The organism is Catenulispora rubra (assembly GCF_015356825.1).
Taxonomy (GTDB): domain Bacteria; phylum Actinomycetota; class Actinomycetes; order Streptomycetales; family Catenulisporaceae; genus Catenulispora; species Catenulispora rubra.
Window position 1 is genome coordinate 37,335 of the sequence record NZ_JAACYW010000049.1, and the last position, 16,900, is coordinate 54,234.

A 16,900-nucleotide genomic window follows, 5' to 3' on the forward strand; every position below is an offset into this window, starting at 1 on the left:
AAGATGACCGAAATGCTGCTGCGAGACGCCGCAGCCATCCGGACGCTGGCCGAGGCCTGGCTGTGGGACATCGGCACCGTCGACGGTGCCGAGACCGAGGTTCTGGAGGGCGTCGGCAGCCGGTGCGCGGTCGTCGACCTGGGCGGCGCGCCGGGCGGCTTGATCAGCACCTTGGCAGACGTGATCGACGAGTCGGCGCTGCCGGGCCCGCCGGAGCGTGCGGTGCTCCGTCGCTATGAGCAAGGCGACTACACCCCCGCGCACCGGTTCCGCGATGAGGCCGCCGGCACGGGGACCGGCTGGACGGTGCTGTGCGCGCTGGACGACTCCGATCTGGACGCGCTGACTCACTGGGACGGCGAGCGCTTCACCCGGACGTTCGACCGCTGCGGGGTGGCGCTGCGGCTCCAGCCGGAGTGGTGGTGCTGGACCAGCCCGGTGCGCGGCGGTGTCCGGCACACGTTGGCGATCGGAGGGGATCGGCTGTGGACGAACTGATCGTGGTGCCGGATGTCGTGCCGAACTGCGCGGAGATCATCGAGATCGCCGAACGCCACCGGCGGCTGTTCGAGGACTATCCGTCGGCGGCGGCCCTGGAGCACCGAGGCGATCACGAACCGCTGAACCCGTACCGCGATTCCGAGTACGAGGACGACGACCGGTACCACGTTCTTCAGGCCACTGCGATGCCGGTGGAGCTGCGCCGGGCGATCCTGGCCGGGCTGGCGGACGAGGACTCGGACCTGAGCCGGTTCTACTTCCAGATCAACCGCTACGACCGCGGGGACTACATCCTCCCGCACCGTGACAAGCTCCAGCAGGGTCTTTACATGCTCAGCGACTCGGCGACCGACGGCCTGGTGGTCCAGGCCGGCGACGGGTCGATGGCCTTCGTCGCCGACCGGAGCGGAACGCTGGTGCACCACGACCCGGCGGCCTGGCACTGGGTCGACCCGGTCCGGGCCGCGGTGCGGTACACGCTGGTGACCATTCCCGCCCGACCGCCGCGCAAGCGGTCCTGATCGCCCGGAGGGATCCATGTCCACCCACGTCGCCGCCGATGCGCCGACCGGCACGCCTGCGATGGCCGCCGCGCCCACCGCATCCATCGCGTCCACCAAACGGCCTGTGCCCATGCCCCTGGCCGAGCCCGAGTCCGCGCTCAAGCCGCCCACGGTCGAGCCGTTGGTGTCCGACCCGCCGACCGCGTTGTTCACGCAGGCGCTCCAGGTGGGGACCCCGGCGCTGGTGTACGACTACCCCGGCATCGCCGCCTCGGTCCGGCGGATGCGGCAGGACATCGCCGTCGTCCCCGGTGCGCGGTTGAACATGGCGGTGAAGGCGTGCCACACCCCGGACGTGCTGCGCCATCTGGCCGTGCTCGGGCTGGGCGGCGACGTGGCCAGCGTCGGCGAGCTGGCGTTGGCCCGGGACGCCGGGTTCAGCGAGATCACGACGACCGGCCCGGCCTTCGGTCCGACCGACTTCGCCGCGTTCCGCGCGGCCGGCGTCGTCGTGGACCTCGATTCCGTGGATCAGCTCGATGTCTACGGGCTCGAATATCAGAATACAGACATAGGGCTACGGGTCCGCGTCCCGCTTCCCGACGCGTTGCAGACCAACACGACCTTCGGCGTCAACAGCCGGTTCGGCGTCTCCATCACCGATCCGGCCGTCCACGACGCCCTGCGCCGCCACGGACTGACCCTGACCCGGCTGCACCTGCACACCGGCCAGATGTCGCCGGAGGCCCTGGTCTACAAGACCGACTACACCCTGAAGATCGCGGCGCGGTTCCCCGCGGTCCACACCATCGACCTCGGAGGCGGCTTCTTCCACCTCTACACCCACCGCGGACGGGCCCGGGCCGCGTTCGCGCGCGTCGCCGAGATGGTGCAGGCCTGGCAGGACCGGCACGGCCGCGCGATCGCGCTCCGGTTCGAACCCGGCGGCGCCATCCTGGCCGCGCACGGCTACCTGTTCACCGAGGTCCGGTCGGTCACCGAACACCATCCGCACTACGGCACGCGGGTGGTCACCGTCGATTCCTCCGCCTGGAACCTGGCCCCCTGGCACAAGCCGACGGTCCTGGCCGCCGACCCGGCCGCCGACGGCGGCGTCGTGGAGCCGGGCCTGATCGCCGGGAACACGTTGTACGAGAACGACTTCTTCGCCACCGGCATCCACGGCGAGCTGTCGCCGCTGAGCTTCCCGCGCTGCCGCCCCGGCGACCGGCTCGTGATCACCGCGGCCGGCGCCTACACCATGACGAACTCGCGGCGGTTCAACCGGATCCCGGCGCCGGAGGAGTTCGCGTTCGAGGACGCCGCCGGAGGACTGCGGCGCCTGGAAGCAGCACCGTTCGCATGAACACGGATCTGCCGACGGACTCCCGCCGCGTCCTCGTCGTCGCACCGGGCTACATCCGGACCGGCGGCCGCGATGACGGCCAGGTGTTCTGGAATCCCGAGAGCGGACACGAGATCAGGCTCGGCAACGCCCTGGCCGAACTCGCCGCCCGGTTCGCGATGCCGTCCTCGGTGGACGTCGTGGTCGCCGCGGTCCCCGGCGCCGCCCGCGAATCCGCGCGGAACGCGGTGACCGCGCTGGAGGAGGCGGGACTGCTCGTCGGCTACCGCGCCGCCGCGGCCGCGGCACCGGCGCCGACACCCGCTTCCAGCGGCACCGGCCTGTTCGGCGCCCCGGTGCTGGACGCACCGACAGCGCTGACCGGGAACGCGACCGACGTGGTGGTCATCGGCATGCCCTACGACGTCGGCTCCACGCACCGCCCCGGCTCCCGCTTCGCGCCGGACGAACTGCGGCAGATCAGCACGGCCCTGTTCCAGTACCGCTGCGACGCCGACGGACGCCCGCGCGGACTGCACGACCCACTGCGCGGCCGGGCCGTCCTCGACGGCGTCCGGATCGCCGACCTGGCGAACATCTCCCAGCCGGTGCACACCCGCAACGGCGAATCCCTTGAAGGCCTGAACCGCCTGGCGCGCTCGGCATTCCAGGCCGGACGGTTCGTGGTCACGCTCGGCGGCGACCACTCGATCAGCCTGCCGCTGATCACCGCGGCGCTGGACGTCCACGGCCGGGTCGGGGTACTGCACGTCGACGCGCACTCCGACTTCGCCGCCGCGCGCACCGACGACTGGCGCCGCGACTGCCACCACGGCAACTTCATGAGCTGGGTGGTCGGCGACGCCAGGCTCGGGGTGCTCGCGCAGTTCGGCATCCGCCAGCTCACGGAGTACGAGATCGAGCGGCCCGAGCACGTCCGGGTCTGGCCGGGGCGCACGGCCGTGCTGGCGGATCCCGACGCGGTCCTGGCCGAGCTGCCCGAGGACATCCCGTACTACCTGACGGTCGACGCCGACGGCCTGGATCCGTCCGCGCTGCCCGACACCGGCACGCCGCTGCCCGGCGGGTTCGGCCACGCCGAGCTCGTCACGCTCCTGGAGCACCTGGCCGCCCGCCGGCGCCTGATCGGGATGGACTTCGTGGAGCTCATTCCAGGCGACCGCGAGACCTCGACGCTGACCGCGGCGGACTTGATCCTGCGCGTTCTCGACGCCGCGACCGCACCCCGCGAAGGAGAACGGGTATGAGCGAGCCCGCCTGGTACGAGCGGACCGCCGAGGCCGTGCACGGGAACCGGATCGAGCGAGAGATCCTGCTCGACCTCGTCGAACGGTGTGCGAAAGCCGCGGCCGAACCCGATCCGGCTCTGGACGGCCTGGTCGAGGACCTGGTGCGACTGGCCGACCATCCCGAGCCGGGGTCGCTGGACCTGGAACGGCGCCTGGACTCGGTGTCTCAACGCCTGCGACACGCGCTGCTCGCCCGGGCCCACAGCAGCATCGATCCCTACTTCCGCTCCCCCACGCATGAGCGTCCGACGGTGCTGCCGTCTGGCAGAACCATGAAATACAGCTACGAACGCAGCGCCGATCCCGCCTGGCTGGAGGAACGCCTCGGCCGCTGTGCACTGGAAGCCCCGGACGCGCGGGACTCACGGGACGCGCCCGAAACCCGGGGCGGTTGGCACAGCGAGCACGTCGTATTCGGCAGCGGTACTGCGGCCATCAGCGCGGTCCTCAACTGCTATCTGCGGATGGTCCCCGCGGACTTCGGCCGTCCCGTGCGCGCCGGGGTCTGGGCGAGCTACTTCGAGACCGACATGGTCTTCGAGTTCAGAAGTTCGCCGCTGTTCGGCTGGGAGCGCCTGACCGACCTCGGCAAGGCCGTGTCGCAGGGTGCTTATGACCTGCTGTTCGTGGAACCCGTCCGGTACAACTGGGACCTGGACGCGGTGGACCTGCGGGACTTCCTTTCCCGATGGCGCGCCAGAGGCGCGGGGCGGCCCCGCTGCGTGGTGTTCGACACCACGCTCAGCTCGTTCACCTGGCCCTCGCGCAAAGTCCTGGAGGCGCTGCGCGACGGCGACCCGCTGCTGGTCGTCGAGCTCCGCTCCGGCCTCAAGCTGGACCAGCAGGGACTGGAGCTCGGGAACCTGGGGCTGGTGACGGTCCACAGCGTCGACGAGGGCGCCGGCACGCCGAGCGCCGAACAGTTCGCGGGCCATCTGCGGATGAGCCGGGCGGTGACCGGGACGTCGGTTCCGCTGGACGCAGCCGCCGCGCTGGACGTGCCGATCGTCCTGGACCCCGCGCTGACCGCGCGGCACGCCGGGCAGGTGTTCCTGGCCAACCAGCGCCTGGCCGCCGAGCTGGAGTCCGAGCAGGGGCTGTTCAGCGCGGTGGGGCATCCTTCGCTGCCGGACGTGCCGGCCGGGACGCCGAAGCACGCGCCGTTCGTGGTGTGCCGGCTGGCCGAGGACGAGATCGCGCACCACGGGCTGCTGCTGGCGGTGGTCCGGCACGAGGCCGTGCGGCGCGGCCTGCTGCTGGACTGGGGGTCGAGCTTCGGGTTCCGCGGACACCGGTGCGAGACGATCCTGCCGCGGCTCAAGGACCGCAAGGGCTTGTTCAAGCTCGCGATGGGAGCCAGGTCCGGGCCGTCGCTGGCCGGTACCGTCGAGCTGCTGCGGGAGGTGGCGCGGTTCCCGGACTTCCGGTCTTTGCGGGCCGCCTATCCGGACGTGCCGCAGATCGACCTGGCCAAATACGCGGACCCGGCCGATCCGGTGGAAGAAGGAGGTGATCAGCTTGCTGAGAAAGTGCGCGCATAGCCCGCCCACACATGGGCCCGCCGGAAACCCGCCTGTTCGTAGACGTCGAGCTGCGGAGCCGGCTCGTCGGAGCGGACGCTGAGGGCGGCACGCTGGTAGCCCTGTTCGGCATGGGCGCGACCGGCGTGCGTGAGCAGAGCGTCGACGACTCCGGTGCCGCGCGCCGAGCGCCGGGAGCCGACGCCGGTGATCCAGGCCTCGCGGACGCCTGTACGTTCGGTGTCGGTCGGGAAGTGGTCGGCGAGCAGGACGCCCACCACGACCCCGGAGGCGTCCCGCGCGAGGAACGACGATTCCGGACGGAAAGAAGGGGCGGATGTGGCCCGATGCCAGGAATCCGCGGTGTGCCGCGGGTTTCCGGGCGACGAGGAGAAAGCGTCATTCCAGACCACGCGCGCCGGCTCGGCGAAGGCACCCGAGTAGGGAATGATTTTCCCAGTCCACACCGAGTCTTGCGATTCCGCATGCCGCGATTCCGCATGCCCCGATATCGGGTCCTGCGATGTGTCCGCAGGCAAGTCACGTTCCAGATCAGTGAACCAGCATTCCGGCTCGAATCCCCGTTCCAGAATCGTCAAAGCGTGTGCGGGGTTTCGGTCGCTGACCCGGCAGTGCAGCGTGACGCTGTGCCCCGCGACGGCGGCGCGTGCGCCTGCCCACTGCTCGAACCAGTCCACGACCGCCCGGCCCAGACCCTGTCGACGCAAGTCGGGAGTTACGCCGCCGTCCACGACCGCGTGCTCGCCGCCGTGGCCGCCATGACCGCCACGCGGCCGGACCACGCCGTAGGCCACCAGGCGATCGGCATGGAACGCGGCGAGGGAGTCCCCGTTCGAATCAGGACCCGTGCATGCGGCGAGTTGGACGGCGAGGTCTTCCAGCCCGAAGTTCTCACCCCGGCGGTCGACTTCTTCGATGCGCTCCAGAAGATGCGACCAGGAGTGGAGATCAGACGTTCGCAAGGCACGCCACCGCAGTTCCATGACTATATCTTAGTATTGATCCAAGGCGGAGTGAAGGGAATCGAAGATGGAGACAGAGGGCGAATCCAGCGATGCCTACACGGAGGTCTTCGAGCGGTTCGGCATTCAGGCCACTGACATACCGGACAGGTCGTGCTATGTGTACTCCCCGGTATTCCGCACCGTGGTCGGCGGCCGTCAGGCGGCGGTGAAGCGGACGCGCAGGCCGATCGGCGCCGCCAACGCGCTGGCGAGCTGGCTCGGCGAGTTGTCCCGGCGGGGAGTGCGCGTGGTCCAGCCGCTGCCGGTTCCCGACAACCCGGCGGCCGTCGGCGACCGCTGCTGGGTCGCGTACCCCTGGATAACCGGCACGCCCTACGACGGCTCCGCCGAGCACATCGCGCTCGCCGGAGACCTGCTCGGCCGCATGCACGCCGCGGCCGGCGGACCGGAGGAGATCCCGCGGTTCAGCTGGCCGGACCACGACCAGGCCTCGGTCGACGAGGACGTCGAAGGACTCACCGCCGTCTTCAAGCGCCACGCCCCGGAGCTGCTGGACCGCGTGCTGCCTCGGCTGTCGTCGTGGTTGCAGGACTTCATGACCGAGACGCTGCCGCCGATCCGCGACGCCGGGCTGCCGGTCGTCGTGGCGAGCATGGACTTCCGGGCCAACAACCTCGTCTACACCCCGGACGGCCCGATCCTGATCGACCCGGACAACGCCGAGATGGCCGCGCGGATCCTGGACCTGGCGCTGGCCGTCCTGTTGTTCCACAACGAGGCCGAGGGCGCGCCGCCGCGGTTGTTCGACGTGAAGGAGTGGGCTGTCTTCCGCGACGCGTACGCACAGCATGTGGAACTCACGCCGGACGAGCGGCGGCTGTGGCCGGTCGCGCTTCGGTACATGCTGCTGGAGTGGTGCGTCTGGTCGTTGATCGCCGCGGAGGAATGGGGCGACTGGGAGCGTCCGCAGCAGCGCGGCTTCCTCATGGCTTTGGCCGACGCCGAACTCGAGACCTTCGCGCTGTGAACGCCCCGGTCCGCGCGGGCAGACCGGGGCACGTGTCTCGTCAGAGCGTCAGCTGACCGCCTCGGCGGCGTCCTTGATGAGGTCGGCGACGATCCTCGGGTGGCTGAGCATCGCCACGTGGGACGAGGTCGGCACCTCGACGATCTTGCGGGCGCCGGCCCGGGTGTACATCCAGCGCTCGCACGCCGGCGGGATCGCCTTGTCCTGGCCGGCGACCAGGCCCCAGACCGGGATCGTCTTCCAGGCCGCGGCGGTCGTCGGATAGGTGAAGGAGGCGGCGTCGAACGGCCGCTGCGTGGCCTGGAGCACCCGGAAGGTCTCGGCGGGGATGTCGGCGGCGAAGGCGGCCTGGCCGTCCCTGCTCAGGTACAGGTCGGTGCCGGTGGTGCCGTCGGCCTTGGTGTAGGGCACCGGCACGCTCACCGGCAGGACTTCGCTGCCGGGGAACTTGTTGATGAGGTCGCCCTGCGTCTCGCCGACGTCGGGCACGAACGCCGAGATGTAGACCAGAGCCTTGACGTTCGCCTTCCCGGCGGCGGCGTTGGTGATGACCGTCCCGCCCATGGAGTGCGCGACCAGCACCACCGGACCGGTGATCGAGTCCAGCAGGCTCGCGATGTACGGGGCGTCGGTGGGGATGCCGCGCAGCGGGTTCGCCCCGCAGATCGTGGTGTAGCCCCGGTGCTGCAACTCCGCGATGGTGGCGTTCCAGCAGGACGAGTCGGCGTAGCCGCCGTGCACCAGGACGATCGTGGGCTTCACCTTCGGGCTCCTCTTGGAGGTGGTGGACGGGGCCGCGGCAGCCGCCGTTCCTTCCTGACCGGCGACCAGCGCCGCCGACCCGGCCAGCACCGCTCCGGCAGCCAGCACCTTGCGGCGGGACATTTCTGTACTCATGGGACTCCTCACGCAGTGGATCGGTGTGGCATGCGATGGACACTATGAGGAGCGGTTTCGGGGCGGCTTCCGTAATGTGACTTAGATTCGCGAGGCCGCAGGGGGCGCCTGTTTTCGGCTATGGCAGTGATAGCCGCGGTCTTGGTGAACACTTTGCGCGGCACCTTGTCCCGGCGCTGCGGCGCGTCTTCGATGTGCGGTGAGCCGCTCACGCCGGTCTGCGCAGACGCCTCGGGTGCGTCGCTGGGTACTGCGACGCTCGCGCCGGTCACAGCGGCGCAGCGGGGCAACCAGACCGAGCTGGTGCAAGAGACCGCGACCGGGACGGTGCCGGTCGGGACCAGCAGCGTGCTGTTCACCGTGAACTACACGCGGCAGGCCGGGACCGGCGATGACGGCTACATCGACGACATCGCGATGAGCTTCGGCTGACCTTTCCGGGTCGCGGCGCGGAGGCTGGGAAAGCTATTTGCCGGCCCCGGTGACGGCGAGCGCCGTCGTCCAGTTGGTCGCTATGGCCTGCTGGGCGGCGGCGAGCGTCACCTTGTGGTCGCAGACGGCCTTGTGCAGGGCGTTCTCGACCGTGTCCTTCGGGTTGGGCAGCGAGCCGGGTTCTATCCACAGGTTCCGGGGGTCGTTGCTGCCGCCGAGTTCGAGGGACACCAGGTGGTCGAGTTCCGATGAGGTGCTGTCCGGGACGCCGTAGGCGGTGTACAGGTCGCGCTTGACCTTGTCGGTAGCGGACGCCGGGGGGCGGATCTTGGTGGTGTAGCCGGTGACGCAGATGGTCGAGTCGATGTTGTTCTGCGTGACGGTGTCCTCGACGGTGCCCGGCGTGCACGCGGGGTCGGGCCGGTACGTCGTGGGCGTGCTGCCGGTCATGTGGCAGTGCATGCCAGCGGCGGGCATGGTGACGGTGCCGGGCGCCAGCCGGGTCCGGGCCAGCGGTGAGCCGGCGCCGCCGTGTGCTGCGGTAGTGGTGGGCGCACTACTGCCGGAGGTGCCGCCCGACTTGCCGCCGCCGGAACGGAGTTGGCTGCTGCAACCGGCGCAGAACATCAACGCGGCAGCCGAGGCGGCCAGAAGCCAGGTCCCTCTCCGGGCGGAACGAGCAGTCGACACGCTGGTCGCAGTGCTCGTAGATGGTCGCGGGGAAGTTACAGGCTGCGGATTCACAACAGCATTTACCCACGTATGCCCGCGCCATGCGGCATCGGGGTTGTCGACAGACCTCGACGGGCATCGCCGAACACCGGACGTAATCAGTACCCTGACGCTAGGCTTGGCGACAGCGCGGATCCGAGAGCGGCGGGGGCGGCCCAAGTGGGGTGGCCGTCCCCGCTTTCGCGAACGCAGTCGCGGACCGCGGGGAAGCCCCACGGTCCGCGATCAGTCCTTGCGGGCAGGCACCGAGTTCCGGCCCGTCCGCGCCGGCGAACTCCCCGCCGACCCGTGAGCCGATCGGGCTGCCCGCCGACGCCACCGCTCCTCGAAGCCCTGGATCAGCCCACTGCTATACCCTCGCCGCCGGCCGCCCCGGCCACCGTGACCGAACCGATCGCGGTGAGCGAGCCGTCGGGCGCGACCGAGTACTCGTCCACGATGCCCTTGGCGCCGGTCTGCACGTACAGGTTGCGGCCGGCGGCCGCGGCGTCGACGGTGCCCCCGTCGGTGGCGGTGTTGCCGAGGCCGGTCAGGGCGCCGTGCTCGCCGAGGCGGATGCCGGTCTCGGTGGCACTGCCGGCGTTGGAGGCGAACAGCAGGTCGCCGTCGCGGGCGATCCAGCACGTCGCCGCCTGGCCGGTGGCGTAGGAGGACTGCTGCGTCAGCGTGCCGTCGGCGGCGACGCGGTAGTTCACGACCGCGCCGGCGCCGGCCTGGACGAGGGCGATCTCGTGGCGGCCGGTGGCGACGAAGGCGAAGGGCACGGTGCCGGGGAAGGCGTTGACGGTCGGGGTGTGCGCCGGGGCGCCGTCGAAGCCGAGGCGGTAGACGAGCACGTCGTTGCTCGCGGCCTTAGTGGTCACGACCAGCTGGCGGCCGTCGCCGGTGAAGCCGACCTGGCCGGGGGTGTGGGTGAACTGCGGCGTGCCGGTGGCGTCTAGACCGAGCGGACGGTTCCAGTCCTTCCTGAGCTCAAGGCGGCCGTACGAGACCTGGTAGCCCTGGATGTTGGCGCCGTTCTCGGCGTTGAGCACGTAGACGGCGTCTCCGTGCACTGCGACGCTCACCGGGAACGCCCCGCCGGAGGAGACGACCTGGACCAGCGTGAGCCCGGCGCCGTGGACGGCGAACACCGAGACGGTGTTGCTGCCCGCGTTGACCGCGTAGAGCAGGTGGTGCGCGGCGTCGTAGGTGAGCGCGCCCTGCGAGGCGGTGTGGTCCACGGCGCTGCCGGTGAGGATGCCGCCGAGCCCGCCGGTGTTGTAGGTGTGGGCCAGGCTCAGAGTGCCGTCGGCGGCGCGGTGGTAGGCGGCCACCTGGTTGCCCGCGGTGTTGTCGGTCTGGACGAAGACGGCGTCGGAACCGTCGGCAATGTGGGCGGCGGCGGCAGGGGTCGACGTTGCAGCGATCGGAGTGGCAGCGGCCGGGGTGGCCGCGTTCGCCGGGGCGGCGGTCAGCGCGATGGCCGCGCAGCCGAAGGTGGCGGCTGCCACGGACAGGCTCGTGCGACGGGAAATCTTGGACATGACGGGGTGCACTCCTCGTTCGCGGTTCATACAGTTACGGCGGACTCACGTCCGCACACATGTGCAGTTCCGATTCCGGGCCAGGCGTTACAGCCCGATGACTTGAGAGTCCTTACGAGTCGAGGAACTGATCATGGAACAGGGCCGGGACGGGCTAGGGTTTCCTTCGCCAGACCGCAGCCGCACCGCAGGGAGTCGTCGTGGGGGATCCGTCCCGGCTACCGCCGGACGCCGAGCTCGTCGCGCGGTTGCGTGTCGGAGACGAGGCGGCCTTCCGCTTGGTGGTGGACGCGTGGTCGCCGTCGATGCTGCGCTTGGCACGCTCGTTCGTCTCGACCGGGGACTCCGCCGAGGAGGTCGTGCAGGAGTCCTGGCTCGGGGTCATCCAGGGGATCGACCGCTTCGAGAGCCGTTCGTCGCTGAAGACGTGGGTGTTCCGGATCCTGGTCAACATCGCCAAGGGACGCGGCGTCAAGGAGAGCCGGACGCTGCCGTTCAGCAGCCTGCTGCCGGAAGACGAGGGGCCGTCGGTGGATCCGTCGCGCTTCCGGCCGGACACCGATGCATATCCGGGACACTGGAATCCGGGGCAGAAGCCGCAGGCGTGGGCGTCGCCGGAGAGCGAGGCGCTGCACGGCGAGGTGCGGCGGGTGGTCGGCGAGGCGCTGGCGGCGCTGCCGGATCGGCATCGGGTGGTGGTGACACTGCGGGACGTAGAGGGCTACACGTCTGACGAGGTCTGCCACCTGCTGAACATCTCGCCGGGGAACCAGCGCGTGATCCTGCATCGGGCGCGGGCTGCGGTGCGGACGCGGTTGGAGACGTACTTCGCTTCGAACGAGCCGCAGCGGCACAGCGGCGCGAGCAGCCGGCCGCGGCGTTCCGGGCGGCACGGGGCTGAGGCTGTACGACCGACGCTTCGGGACTGCGGCCGGGGCTGAACCGCGCTCACTCCCTGCGGTGGAACCCGCGGAAGGCGGTGAGGAGCTTGTCGCGCGCCTCGTCGGATATGGACTCCGCGGGCAGCTCGCCGAGGGTGTCGATGGTTTGGCGGAACTGCGCGAGGTAGGTCTCGCAGCCGTCGCAGCCGGTCAGGTGCTCGACGAAGCGGGCTTCGTCGGCCTCGGGGAGGGCGCCTTCGAGGAAGTCCGTGACCAGTTCGATGAACTCGTCGCAGTCCATGGGGTTTCCTCTCTCGCCTCTCCCGCTGACGCGCCTGCCCGGCCGCACTCCCGGGTCGGCGGCCGTCCACCATTGGATCACGCCGGGCCGGGAACGTGCGAGGCCGTGAGCGAGCGCGTCAGCGGGGCACCGATTGCCTATTGGCTCGTTAGTTGTACGGGCGGCTGATCATCAGCGGGTGCATGGCGCCGTCCGAGGTGTCGTACGCGCCGGACACCGTGAGCGTGCCGCCGTCCGCGACCGCGCTGTAGGGCGAGTCGAACACGCCGAGGGCCGGCAGGTTCAGATCGGTCCAGGTCCGGCCGTCGAACACCTCGCCGTAGGGCGCGCCGGTGTTCCGGGTGTAGCCGATGAAGGCCGTGCCGGAACACGTCTTGGTGATGGCGAAGATCTCGCCGGTGCCGGGGGCGGCGACCTGGCTCCAGCGGTGTCCGTCGAAGTGCTCGACGAGCGGGCCGGAGGCGGGGCCGCTGTCGCCGGCGGCCCAGACGTCGTTCGGGCCGTCGGCCGCGATCGTGTCGAACTCGGAGCCGCCGGTGGCCGTCGGCAGGTTCGGCACCCGGGACCAGGTCTTGCCGTCGAAGTGCAGGATCACCGTCTGCTGGTTCAGGGAGCCGGCCGCCCACACGTCGTTCGGGCCGCTCGCGGCGATCGAGGACAGGTAGGTGGCGGCGGGGTCGACGGGCATCTTGACCGGCTGCCAGGACGTACCGTCCCAGTGTTCGATCATACTCCCGCCGGTGAACACGTTCCCGTCGACCCGCTGCACGGCGCCGACGGCCCACGCGTCGTGCTGATTCAGGGTACTGACACCGAGCAGGTTGGCCGAGAGGGTGTCGGAGGGCACCGGGGCCGATGCGGTCTTCCAGGCATGGCCGTCCCAGTGCTCGGTGAAGATCGGGGCGCCGTAGACGACGGGGTTGCCGGAGTCGTTGTCGCCGACGACCCACACGTCGTCCTTGCCGTGTGCGGAGATCGCGTTCACCCGCGAGCGCACCGTGTCGCCCGGCGTCACCACGCGCTGCCAGCCCTGGCCGGTGCGGTCGTCGCGGGAGAGCACCACCGGATTGAGCCGCTCGGTCTTGCCGCCGGTCGACGTCACCTGGAATCCGGCGGCCCAGGTGACGTGCGGCGCGACGCGCACCAGCGCGGCGATGTTGCCGGACGGGACCGGCACCGGCTCCTGCTGCCATCCGGCCGCGGCCTGCGCGCCGCCGGCCGTCATCACGGCCAGCGCCCCCGCTGCGGCCAGCGCCGATATCGACCTTGTCTTCGAGAACATCGTCGTTCTACCTCCGTGTCCGGCAGACGACGAAGTGCCGCCTCCAGAAATACCAGAGGCGACAGGGCTTTGATTCGTTACTGTGCGCCGGTCAGGGCTTGATCATCGCTGTGGAGCGAGGTGTGGATGACCGTTTCGGACGTCAGCGTACGGTGCACCGGGCACTTGTCCGCGATCTCCAGAAGCCGGGCCCGCTGTTCCTGCGTCAGCGGACCTTCAAGCCGGATCACGCGATCGATGCGGTCTATGAATCCGGCGGTGCTTTCGCAGTCCTCGCAGTCCTTGGCGTGGATCCGGTCGTGGCGCAGGGAGACCGTCACCTTTTCCAGCGGCAGGCTCTTGCGGTCCGCGTACATCCGCAGGGTCATCGAGGTGCAGGCGCCCAACGCGGCGAGCAGGAGGTCGTAGGGGTTCGGGCCGGTGTCGCCGCCGACCGGCACCGGTTCGTCGGCGACGAGGTGGTGGCGTCCGGCGGTGATCAGTTGCTGCAGGGGCCCGGTTCCGGTCTCGGCGACGATGACCGCAGTGTCCTGCTGTGCCTCGAAGACGGCCTGTTGCGCTTCAGCGGAAGCGTCCGGCTCGGGAAGGTAGCGCGAGGCCCACGCCGCGAGCACCACCGCGGCGTACTCCGCGTCCGGGCGGCGGGTCAGCAGGTGGTCGGCGCCGTCCAGCGAGACGAACGACTTCGGATGCCGCGCGGTGTCGAAGATGCGCCGGGCGTTGTCGACGCCGACCACCTCGTCCTGCGGGGAGTGCATGACCAGGAGCGCGGCCTTCAGCTCGCGGATACGTTCGGCCTGCGGCTGGTCGGCGATGTCGGCGAGGAAGCTGCGCCGGACGCAGAAGTCGCGGCCGCCCAGGGAGACCGTCGCCTCGCCCTCGCGCTCGATCGTGTCGCGGGCGTCCCGCAGCAGGTGCGCGACGTGCGAGGGGTCGGCCGGCGCGCCGATCGTCGCCACGGCGCGGACCTCGGGGACGAGGTGCCGGGCCGCCAGGACCGCCGCGCCGCCGAGGGAGTGGCCGATGAGCAGGCTCGGGGCGGCGTGCTCGGCGCGCAGATAGTCGGCGGCGGCGACCAGGTCGTGCACGTTGGAGCTGAAGCCGGTGTTGCCGAAGTCGCCGCCGGACTGGCCCAGGCCCGTGAAGTCGAAGCGCAGGACGGCGATGCCGTGGTCGGTCAGGGCCCGGGCGATCCGGGAGGCCGCGACAGCGTCCTTGCCGCAGGTGAAGCAGTGGGCGAAGATCGCGTACGCACGGGGCTCGGCGCCGTCGGGGAGCTCCAGACAGGCGGCCAGGGCGGTGTCGCCGCCGCCGGTGAAGGTGACCTTGAGCGAGGTGGGCATGGGGTCAAGCATCCCCGACGCGGCCACCCCTTGCCGAATCCCCCCTCCTGCCCTTGTTCTCTCACGCACTGCTCACAGGCTCCCTTCACGCCACCCCCACCCCCATGTGACGCAAGTGACAGGAGTGACGGGTTGGACGCAATGGACGGGCCTTTACTCGTTCTTGACATCTTTGACCCGATCATTCCTCGACCGCTCCAGCCGGCGGCGCTAGGTTCCGTCGCAGTGGGTTCAGAGACCTGACATCAAGTCACTGATCCACCGCTCCGCCGGGTGGACCATCCCGCTCCACCCGGATCCCCCACAGTCGCCACCAGTCCGCGGGCCCACCCCTGCCCGCGTGCTTCCGGATGCGACGGAATGGAGTACTGGGAAATGAGTGAACGCAACCTCGCCCCGCGCCGGCTTCGCCGGGGCATGGCCGTGATCGGCGCAGTCGCGCTGGCCGCCGGCCTGGCCGCCCTGGGCGGCGGGACGGCAGCGGCCTCCGCGCCGCACGCCGCACCGCTGGCCAAGCACCACAAGCCGCAGCCGCAGCCGCACGGCCGGTTCGGCATCGTCCCGATGCGGTCGACGTCGACAGCGTCGACGGCCTCCCGGGTCCACACCTTCTCCCCCGAATCCGGCGGCACCGGTGGCCCGCTGAACTACGGCGGCGGCCCCGTCCAGCACAACGTCCAGGTGTACCTCGTCTTCTGGGGTTCCCAGTGGGACAGCGACTCCAACGGCGTCCAGAGCTACATGCAGAACCTGTTCAGCGGCCTGGGCACCAGCTCGGACTCCTGGTCGACGGTCACCAGCCAGTACACCGACAACTCCGGCTCGGGCCCGACCTTCGGCGGCGCCGTCCTGGCCGGCACCTGGGTGGACGACGGCAACGCGGCCCCGCAGTCCGCAGCCCAGTCCGACATCGCCGCCGAGGCGGAGAACGGCGTCTCGCACTTCGGCATCACCCCGACCGGCGACACCCAGATCGTGGTCCTGAGCCCCTCCGGCACCAACCCCGACGGCTTCCCCAACTCCGGCTTCTGCGCCTGGCACGACTACGACGGCACGGTGTCCTACACCAACATGCCGTACGTCCTCGACGCCGGCAGCAGCTGCGGCGCCAACAGCGTCTCCAACCAACTCGACGGCTTCAGCATCGTCGAAGGCCACGAGTACGCCGAGTCCGCCACCGACCCCCAGCCCTCCTCCGGCTGGGTCGCCGGCGACGGCGAAGAGAACGGCGACCTGTGCGCCTGGTACAACCTCGGCTCCATCAGCCTGCCCACCGGCAGCTTCGCCATGCAGCCGACATGGAGCAACGCGGCCAACGGCTGCGCGATGTCGGGCTGAGGAAGCGACGGCCACCGGACGGACGCTTGATCCGATGCGGATCAGCTTCCTGAGGTGAGGAACGCCGAGCCGGTCCCCGTTCGCGCGGGGGCCGGCTCTGTTCAGGCTCGGTGGCGACAGGGCGCGCACGACCGGCCCTGTGGTTCGTGGGTCCGACCGGACCATGCGGGGTGTTGGTTCTGGGTCCCTCGCCGCGTCAGCGGGCGCAGCCAACCTGCCCGGTTTGGCGGTGTCAAGCCGGACGGAGATGGACCACAGCAAGTGTGATCCGGCTTGATTCCGCCAAACCGGGCAGGTTCCGTTTACGGCGATGACGCGGCGAGGGACCCAGAACCTTGGCGACCACAAGCAGCGACCGCCAGCAAACAGCGCAACGCAGGCAACAGCGGACAGAAAACTGAATAGTCACGGACCGCCGCCATCAAGCCCGACGCACGGGTCGCCCCCTCGTCGAGGAGGCCCGCCAGAGGCCTCAACGCACCCACCAAACGCGGCCGCCACCCGCCAGACCAAACGCATGCGCAGTGACTCGGACCGCCGCGCGATCGTGCACGCGAAAACCGCCACCCGCCAGCGCAACCGAGCGCGCGGGTCAGGCATGGCGGCATTTTGTTAGGGAATTATCGCCCCTTATACACAGATATAGCACGCGCCACCGACAACCCACACCCACACCAGCGGCCGCCAGCGCGCCACGCCCGAACTCGGGCCGGTGCGCGGTCGTGCCCACGACAACCGGCGGCCGCCAGCGCAACCTGCCACGCTCAACCGAACTGCGTCCCCCGCGAGGCCATCCAACCATTGGCGAAGCCGTAAAGATCGCCTGTGAAACCACACACAAACAGCACATACACCCCCTCAGCCGACCCCTGGTCGTCACACGGAGAGCGCAGGCTACTGCGGCAGCACCCCCGCCGGGACAGTACTCCCGACGGCATTCCCACCTTGACCCGCGCCCGCACCCGCGCCCCCGCCC

The 16,900-nt window shown here is 70.2% G+C and carries 16 protein-coding genes; 9 read left to right on the top strand and 7 right to left on the bottom strand.

Going from position 1 to position 16,900, the window contains the following annotated elements; genetic code table 11:
* Nucleotides 1-3: 3 nt before the first annotated feature.
* The 5 genes from GWK61_RS16540 to GWK61_RS16560 are packed head-to-tail and all read left to right on the top strand — an operon-like array spanning nt 4 to nt 5,200.
* Nucleotides 4-498, top strand: coding sequence for a hypothetical protein (locus tag GWK61_RS16540; RefSeq protein WP_194909269.1), 495 nt, complete (start codon nt 4-6; stop codon nt 496-498).
* Nucleotides 486-1,022, top strand: coding sequence for a 2OG-Fe(II) oxygenase (locus GWK61_RS16545; protein WP_194909270.1), 537 nt, complete (start codon nt 486-488; stop codon nt 1,020-1,022). The genes GWK61_RS16540 and GWK61_RS16545 overlap by 13 nt, the downstream gene beginning before the upstream one ends.
* A 16-nt stretch (nt 1,023-1,038) precedes the next feature.
* Nucleotides 1,039-2,370 carry a diaminopimelate decarboxylase family protein gene (locus tag GWK61_RS16550; protein WP_194909271.1) on the top strand — a complete coding sequence of 444 codons (1,332 nt, stop codon included), beginning with the start codon at nt 1,039-1,041 and terminating at the stop codon, nt 2,368-2,370.
* Nucleotides 2,367-3,617, top strand: a complete 1,251-nt coding sequence (locus tag GWK61_RS16555) for an arginase family protein (protein WP_194909272.1) — start codon at nt 2,367-2,369, stop codon at nt 3,615-3,617. The genes GWK61_RS16550 and GWK61_RS16555 overlap by 4 nt, the downstream gene beginning before the upstream one ends.
* The gene (locus GWK61_RS16560; RefSeq protein ID WP_194909273.1) at nt 3,614-5,200 is read left to right on the top strand and encodes a PLP-dependent aminotransferase family protein; all 1,587 of its coding nucleotides are present in this window, start codon (nt 3,614-3,616) and stop codon (nt 5,198-5,200) included. The genes GWK61_RS16555 and GWK61_RS16560 overlap by 4 nt, the downstream gene beginning before the upstream one ends.
* Here GWK61_RS16560 and GWK61_RS16565 read toward each other — a convergent pair.
* Nucleotides 5,173-6,183, bottom strand: a complete 1,011-nt coding sequence (locus GWK61_RS16565) for a GNAT family N-acetyltransferase (protein WP_194909274.1) — start codon at nt 6,181-6,183, stop codon at nt 5,173-5,175. The genes GWK61_RS16560 and GWK61_RS16565 overlap by 28 nt on opposite strands.
* A 46-nt stretch (nt 6,184-6,229) precedes the next feature.
* On the opposite strand from GWK61_RS16565, the gene GWK61_RS16570 reads away from it, so the two are divergent.
* On the top strand, nt 6,230-7,192 hold the full coding sequence (locus tag GWK61_RS16570; RefSeq protein ID WP_194909275.1) for a phosphotransferase enzyme family protein: 963 nt from the start codon (nt 6,230-6,232) through the stop codon (nt 7,190-7,192).
* A gap of 48 nt (nt 7,193-7,240) precedes the next feature.
* Here the strand turns inward: GWK61_RS16570 and GWK61_RS16575 are convergent, their stop codons facing one another.
* Nucleotides 7,241-8,089: an alpha/beta fold hydrolase gene (locus GWK61_RS16575; RefSeq protein WP_194909276.1), complete on the bottom strand. Its 849-nt coding sequence runs from the start codon at nt 8,087-8,089 to the stop codon at nt 7,241-7,243.
* 120 nt (nt 8,090-8,209) lie between these two features.
* On the opposite strand from GWK61_RS16575, the gene GWK61_RS16580 reads away from it, so the two are divergent.
* Nucleotides 8,210-8,521: a hypothetical protein gene (locus tag GWK61_RS16580; protein ID WP_194909277.1), complete on the top strand. Its 312-nt coding sequence runs from the start codon at nt 8,210-8,212 to the stop codon at nt 8,519-8,521.
* 33 nt (nt 8,522-8,554) lie between these two features.
* Here the strand turns inward: GWK61_RS16580 and GWK61_RS16585 are convergent, their stop codons facing one another.
* Entirely contained in the window at nt 8,555-9,211 is a 657-nt protein-coding gene (locus GWK61_RS16585; protein WP_194909278.1) for a hypothetical protein, read from the bottom strand.
* 380 nt (nt 9,212-9,591) lie between these two features.
* Nucleotides 9,592-10,779: a lactonase family protein gene (locus tag GWK61_RS16590; protein ID WP_194909279.1), complete on the bottom strand. Its 1,188-nt coding sequence runs from the start codon at nt 10,777-10,779 to the stop codon at nt 9,592-9,594.
* Nucleotides 10,780-10,979: 200 nt separating this feature from the next.
* Between GWK61_RS16590 and GWK61_RS16595 the strand changes: the two genes are divergently transcribed.
* On the top strand, nt 10,980-11,720 hold the full coding sequence (locus GWK61_RS16595; protein ID WP_194909280.1) for an RNA polymerase sigma factor: 741 nt from the start codon (nt 10,980-10,982) through the stop codon (nt 11,718-11,720).
* A gap of 7 nt (nt 11,721-11,727) precedes the next feature.
* On the opposite strand, the gene GWK61_RS16600 is transcribed toward GWK61_RS16595, so the two are convergent.
* The 3 genes from GWK61_RS16600 to GWK61_RS16610 form a co-directional block, all read right to left on the bottom strand.
* A complete protein-coding gene (locus tag GWK61_RS16600; protein WP_194909281.1) occupies nt 11,728-11,961 on the bottom strand; it encodes an anti-sigma factor family protein in 234 nt (77 codons plus the stop codon).
* 148 nt (nt 11,962-12,109) lie between these two features.
* Nucleotides 12,110-13,243 carry a beta propeller repeat protein gene (locus GWK61_RS16605; protein WP_194909282.1) on the bottom strand — a complete coding sequence of 378 codons (1,134 nt, stop codon included), beginning with the start codon at nt 13,241-13,243 and terminating at the stop codon, nt 12,110-12,112.
* Between the two features lie 77 nt (nt 13,244-13,320).
* Nucleotides 13,321-14,586, bottom strand: a complete 1,266-nt coding sequence (locus GWK61_RS16610; RefSeq protein WP_194909283.1) for a bifunctional alpha/beta hydrolase/OsmC family protein — start codon at nt 14,584-14,586, stop codon at nt 13,321-13,323.
* Between the two features lie 375 nt (nt 14,587-14,961).
* On the opposite strand from GWK61_RS16610, the gene GWK61_RS16615 reads away from it, so the two are divergent.
* Nucleotides 14,962-15,924 carry a hypothetical protein gene (locus GWK61_RS16615; protein ID WP_194909284.1) on the top strand — a complete coding sequence of 321 codons (963 nt, stop codon included), beginning with the start codon at nt 14,962-14,964 and terminating at the stop codon, nt 15,922-15,924.
* Nucleotides 15,925-16,900 lie beyond the last annotated feature (976 nt).

Excerpts from the sequence above, each read along its gene's own strand:
- GWK61_RS16540 (WP_194909269.1), top strand. The coding sequence starts at position 4 with ATGACCGAAATGCTGCTGCGAGACGCCGCAGCCATCCGGACGCTGGCC.
- GWK61_RS16550 (WP_194909271.1), top strand. The coding sequence starts at position 1,039 with ATGTCCACCCACGTCGCCGCCGATGCGCCGACCGGCACGCCTGCGATG.
- GWK61_RS16555 (WP_194909272.1), top strand. The coding sequence starts at position 2,367 with ATGAACACGGATCTGCCGACGGACTCCCGCCGCGTCCTCGTCGTCGCA.
- GWK61_RS16560 (WP_194909273.1), top strand. The coding sequence starts at position 3,614 with ATGAGCGAGCCCGCCTGGTACGAGCGGACCGCCGAGGCCGTGCACGGG.
- GWK61_RS16565 (WP_194909274.1), bottom strand. The coding sequence starts at position 6,183 with ATGGAACTGCGGTGGCGTGCCTTGCGAACGTCTGATCTCCACTCCTGG.
- GWK61_RS16570 (WP_194909275.1), top strand. The coding sequence starts at position 6,230 with ATGGAGACAGAGGGCGAATCCAGCGATGCCTACACGGAGGTCTTCGAG.
- GWK61_RS16575 (WP_194909276.1), bottom strand. The coding sequence starts at position 8,089 with ATGAGTACAGAAATGTCCCGCCGCAAGGTGCTGGCTGCCGGAGCGGTG.
- GWK61_RS16580 (WP_194909277.1), top strand. The coding sequence starts at position 8,210 with ATGGCAGTGATAGCCGCGGTCTTGGTGAACACTTTGCGCGGCACCTTG.
- GWK61_RS16590 (WP_194909279.1), bottom strand. The coding sequence starts at position 10,779 with ATGTCCAAGATTTCCCGTCGCACGAGCCTGTCCGTGGCAGCCGCCACC.
- GWK61_RS16600 (WP_194909281.1), bottom strand. The coding sequence starts at position 11,961 with ATGGACTGCGACGAGTTCATCGAACTGGTCACGGACTTCCTCGAAGGC.
- GWK61_RS16605 (WP_194909282.1), bottom strand. The coding sequence starts at position 13,243 with ATGTTCTCGAAGACAAGGTCGATATCGGCGCTGGCCGCAGCGGGGGCG.
- GWK61_RS16610 (WP_194909283.1), bottom strand. The coding sequence starts at position 14,586 with ATGCCCACCTCGCTCAAGGTCACCTTCACCGGCGGCGGCGACACCGCC.
- GWK61_RS16615 (WP_194909284.1), top strand. The coding sequence starts at position 14,962 with ATGAGTGAACGCAACCTCGCCCCGCGCCGGCTTCGCCGGGGCATGGCC.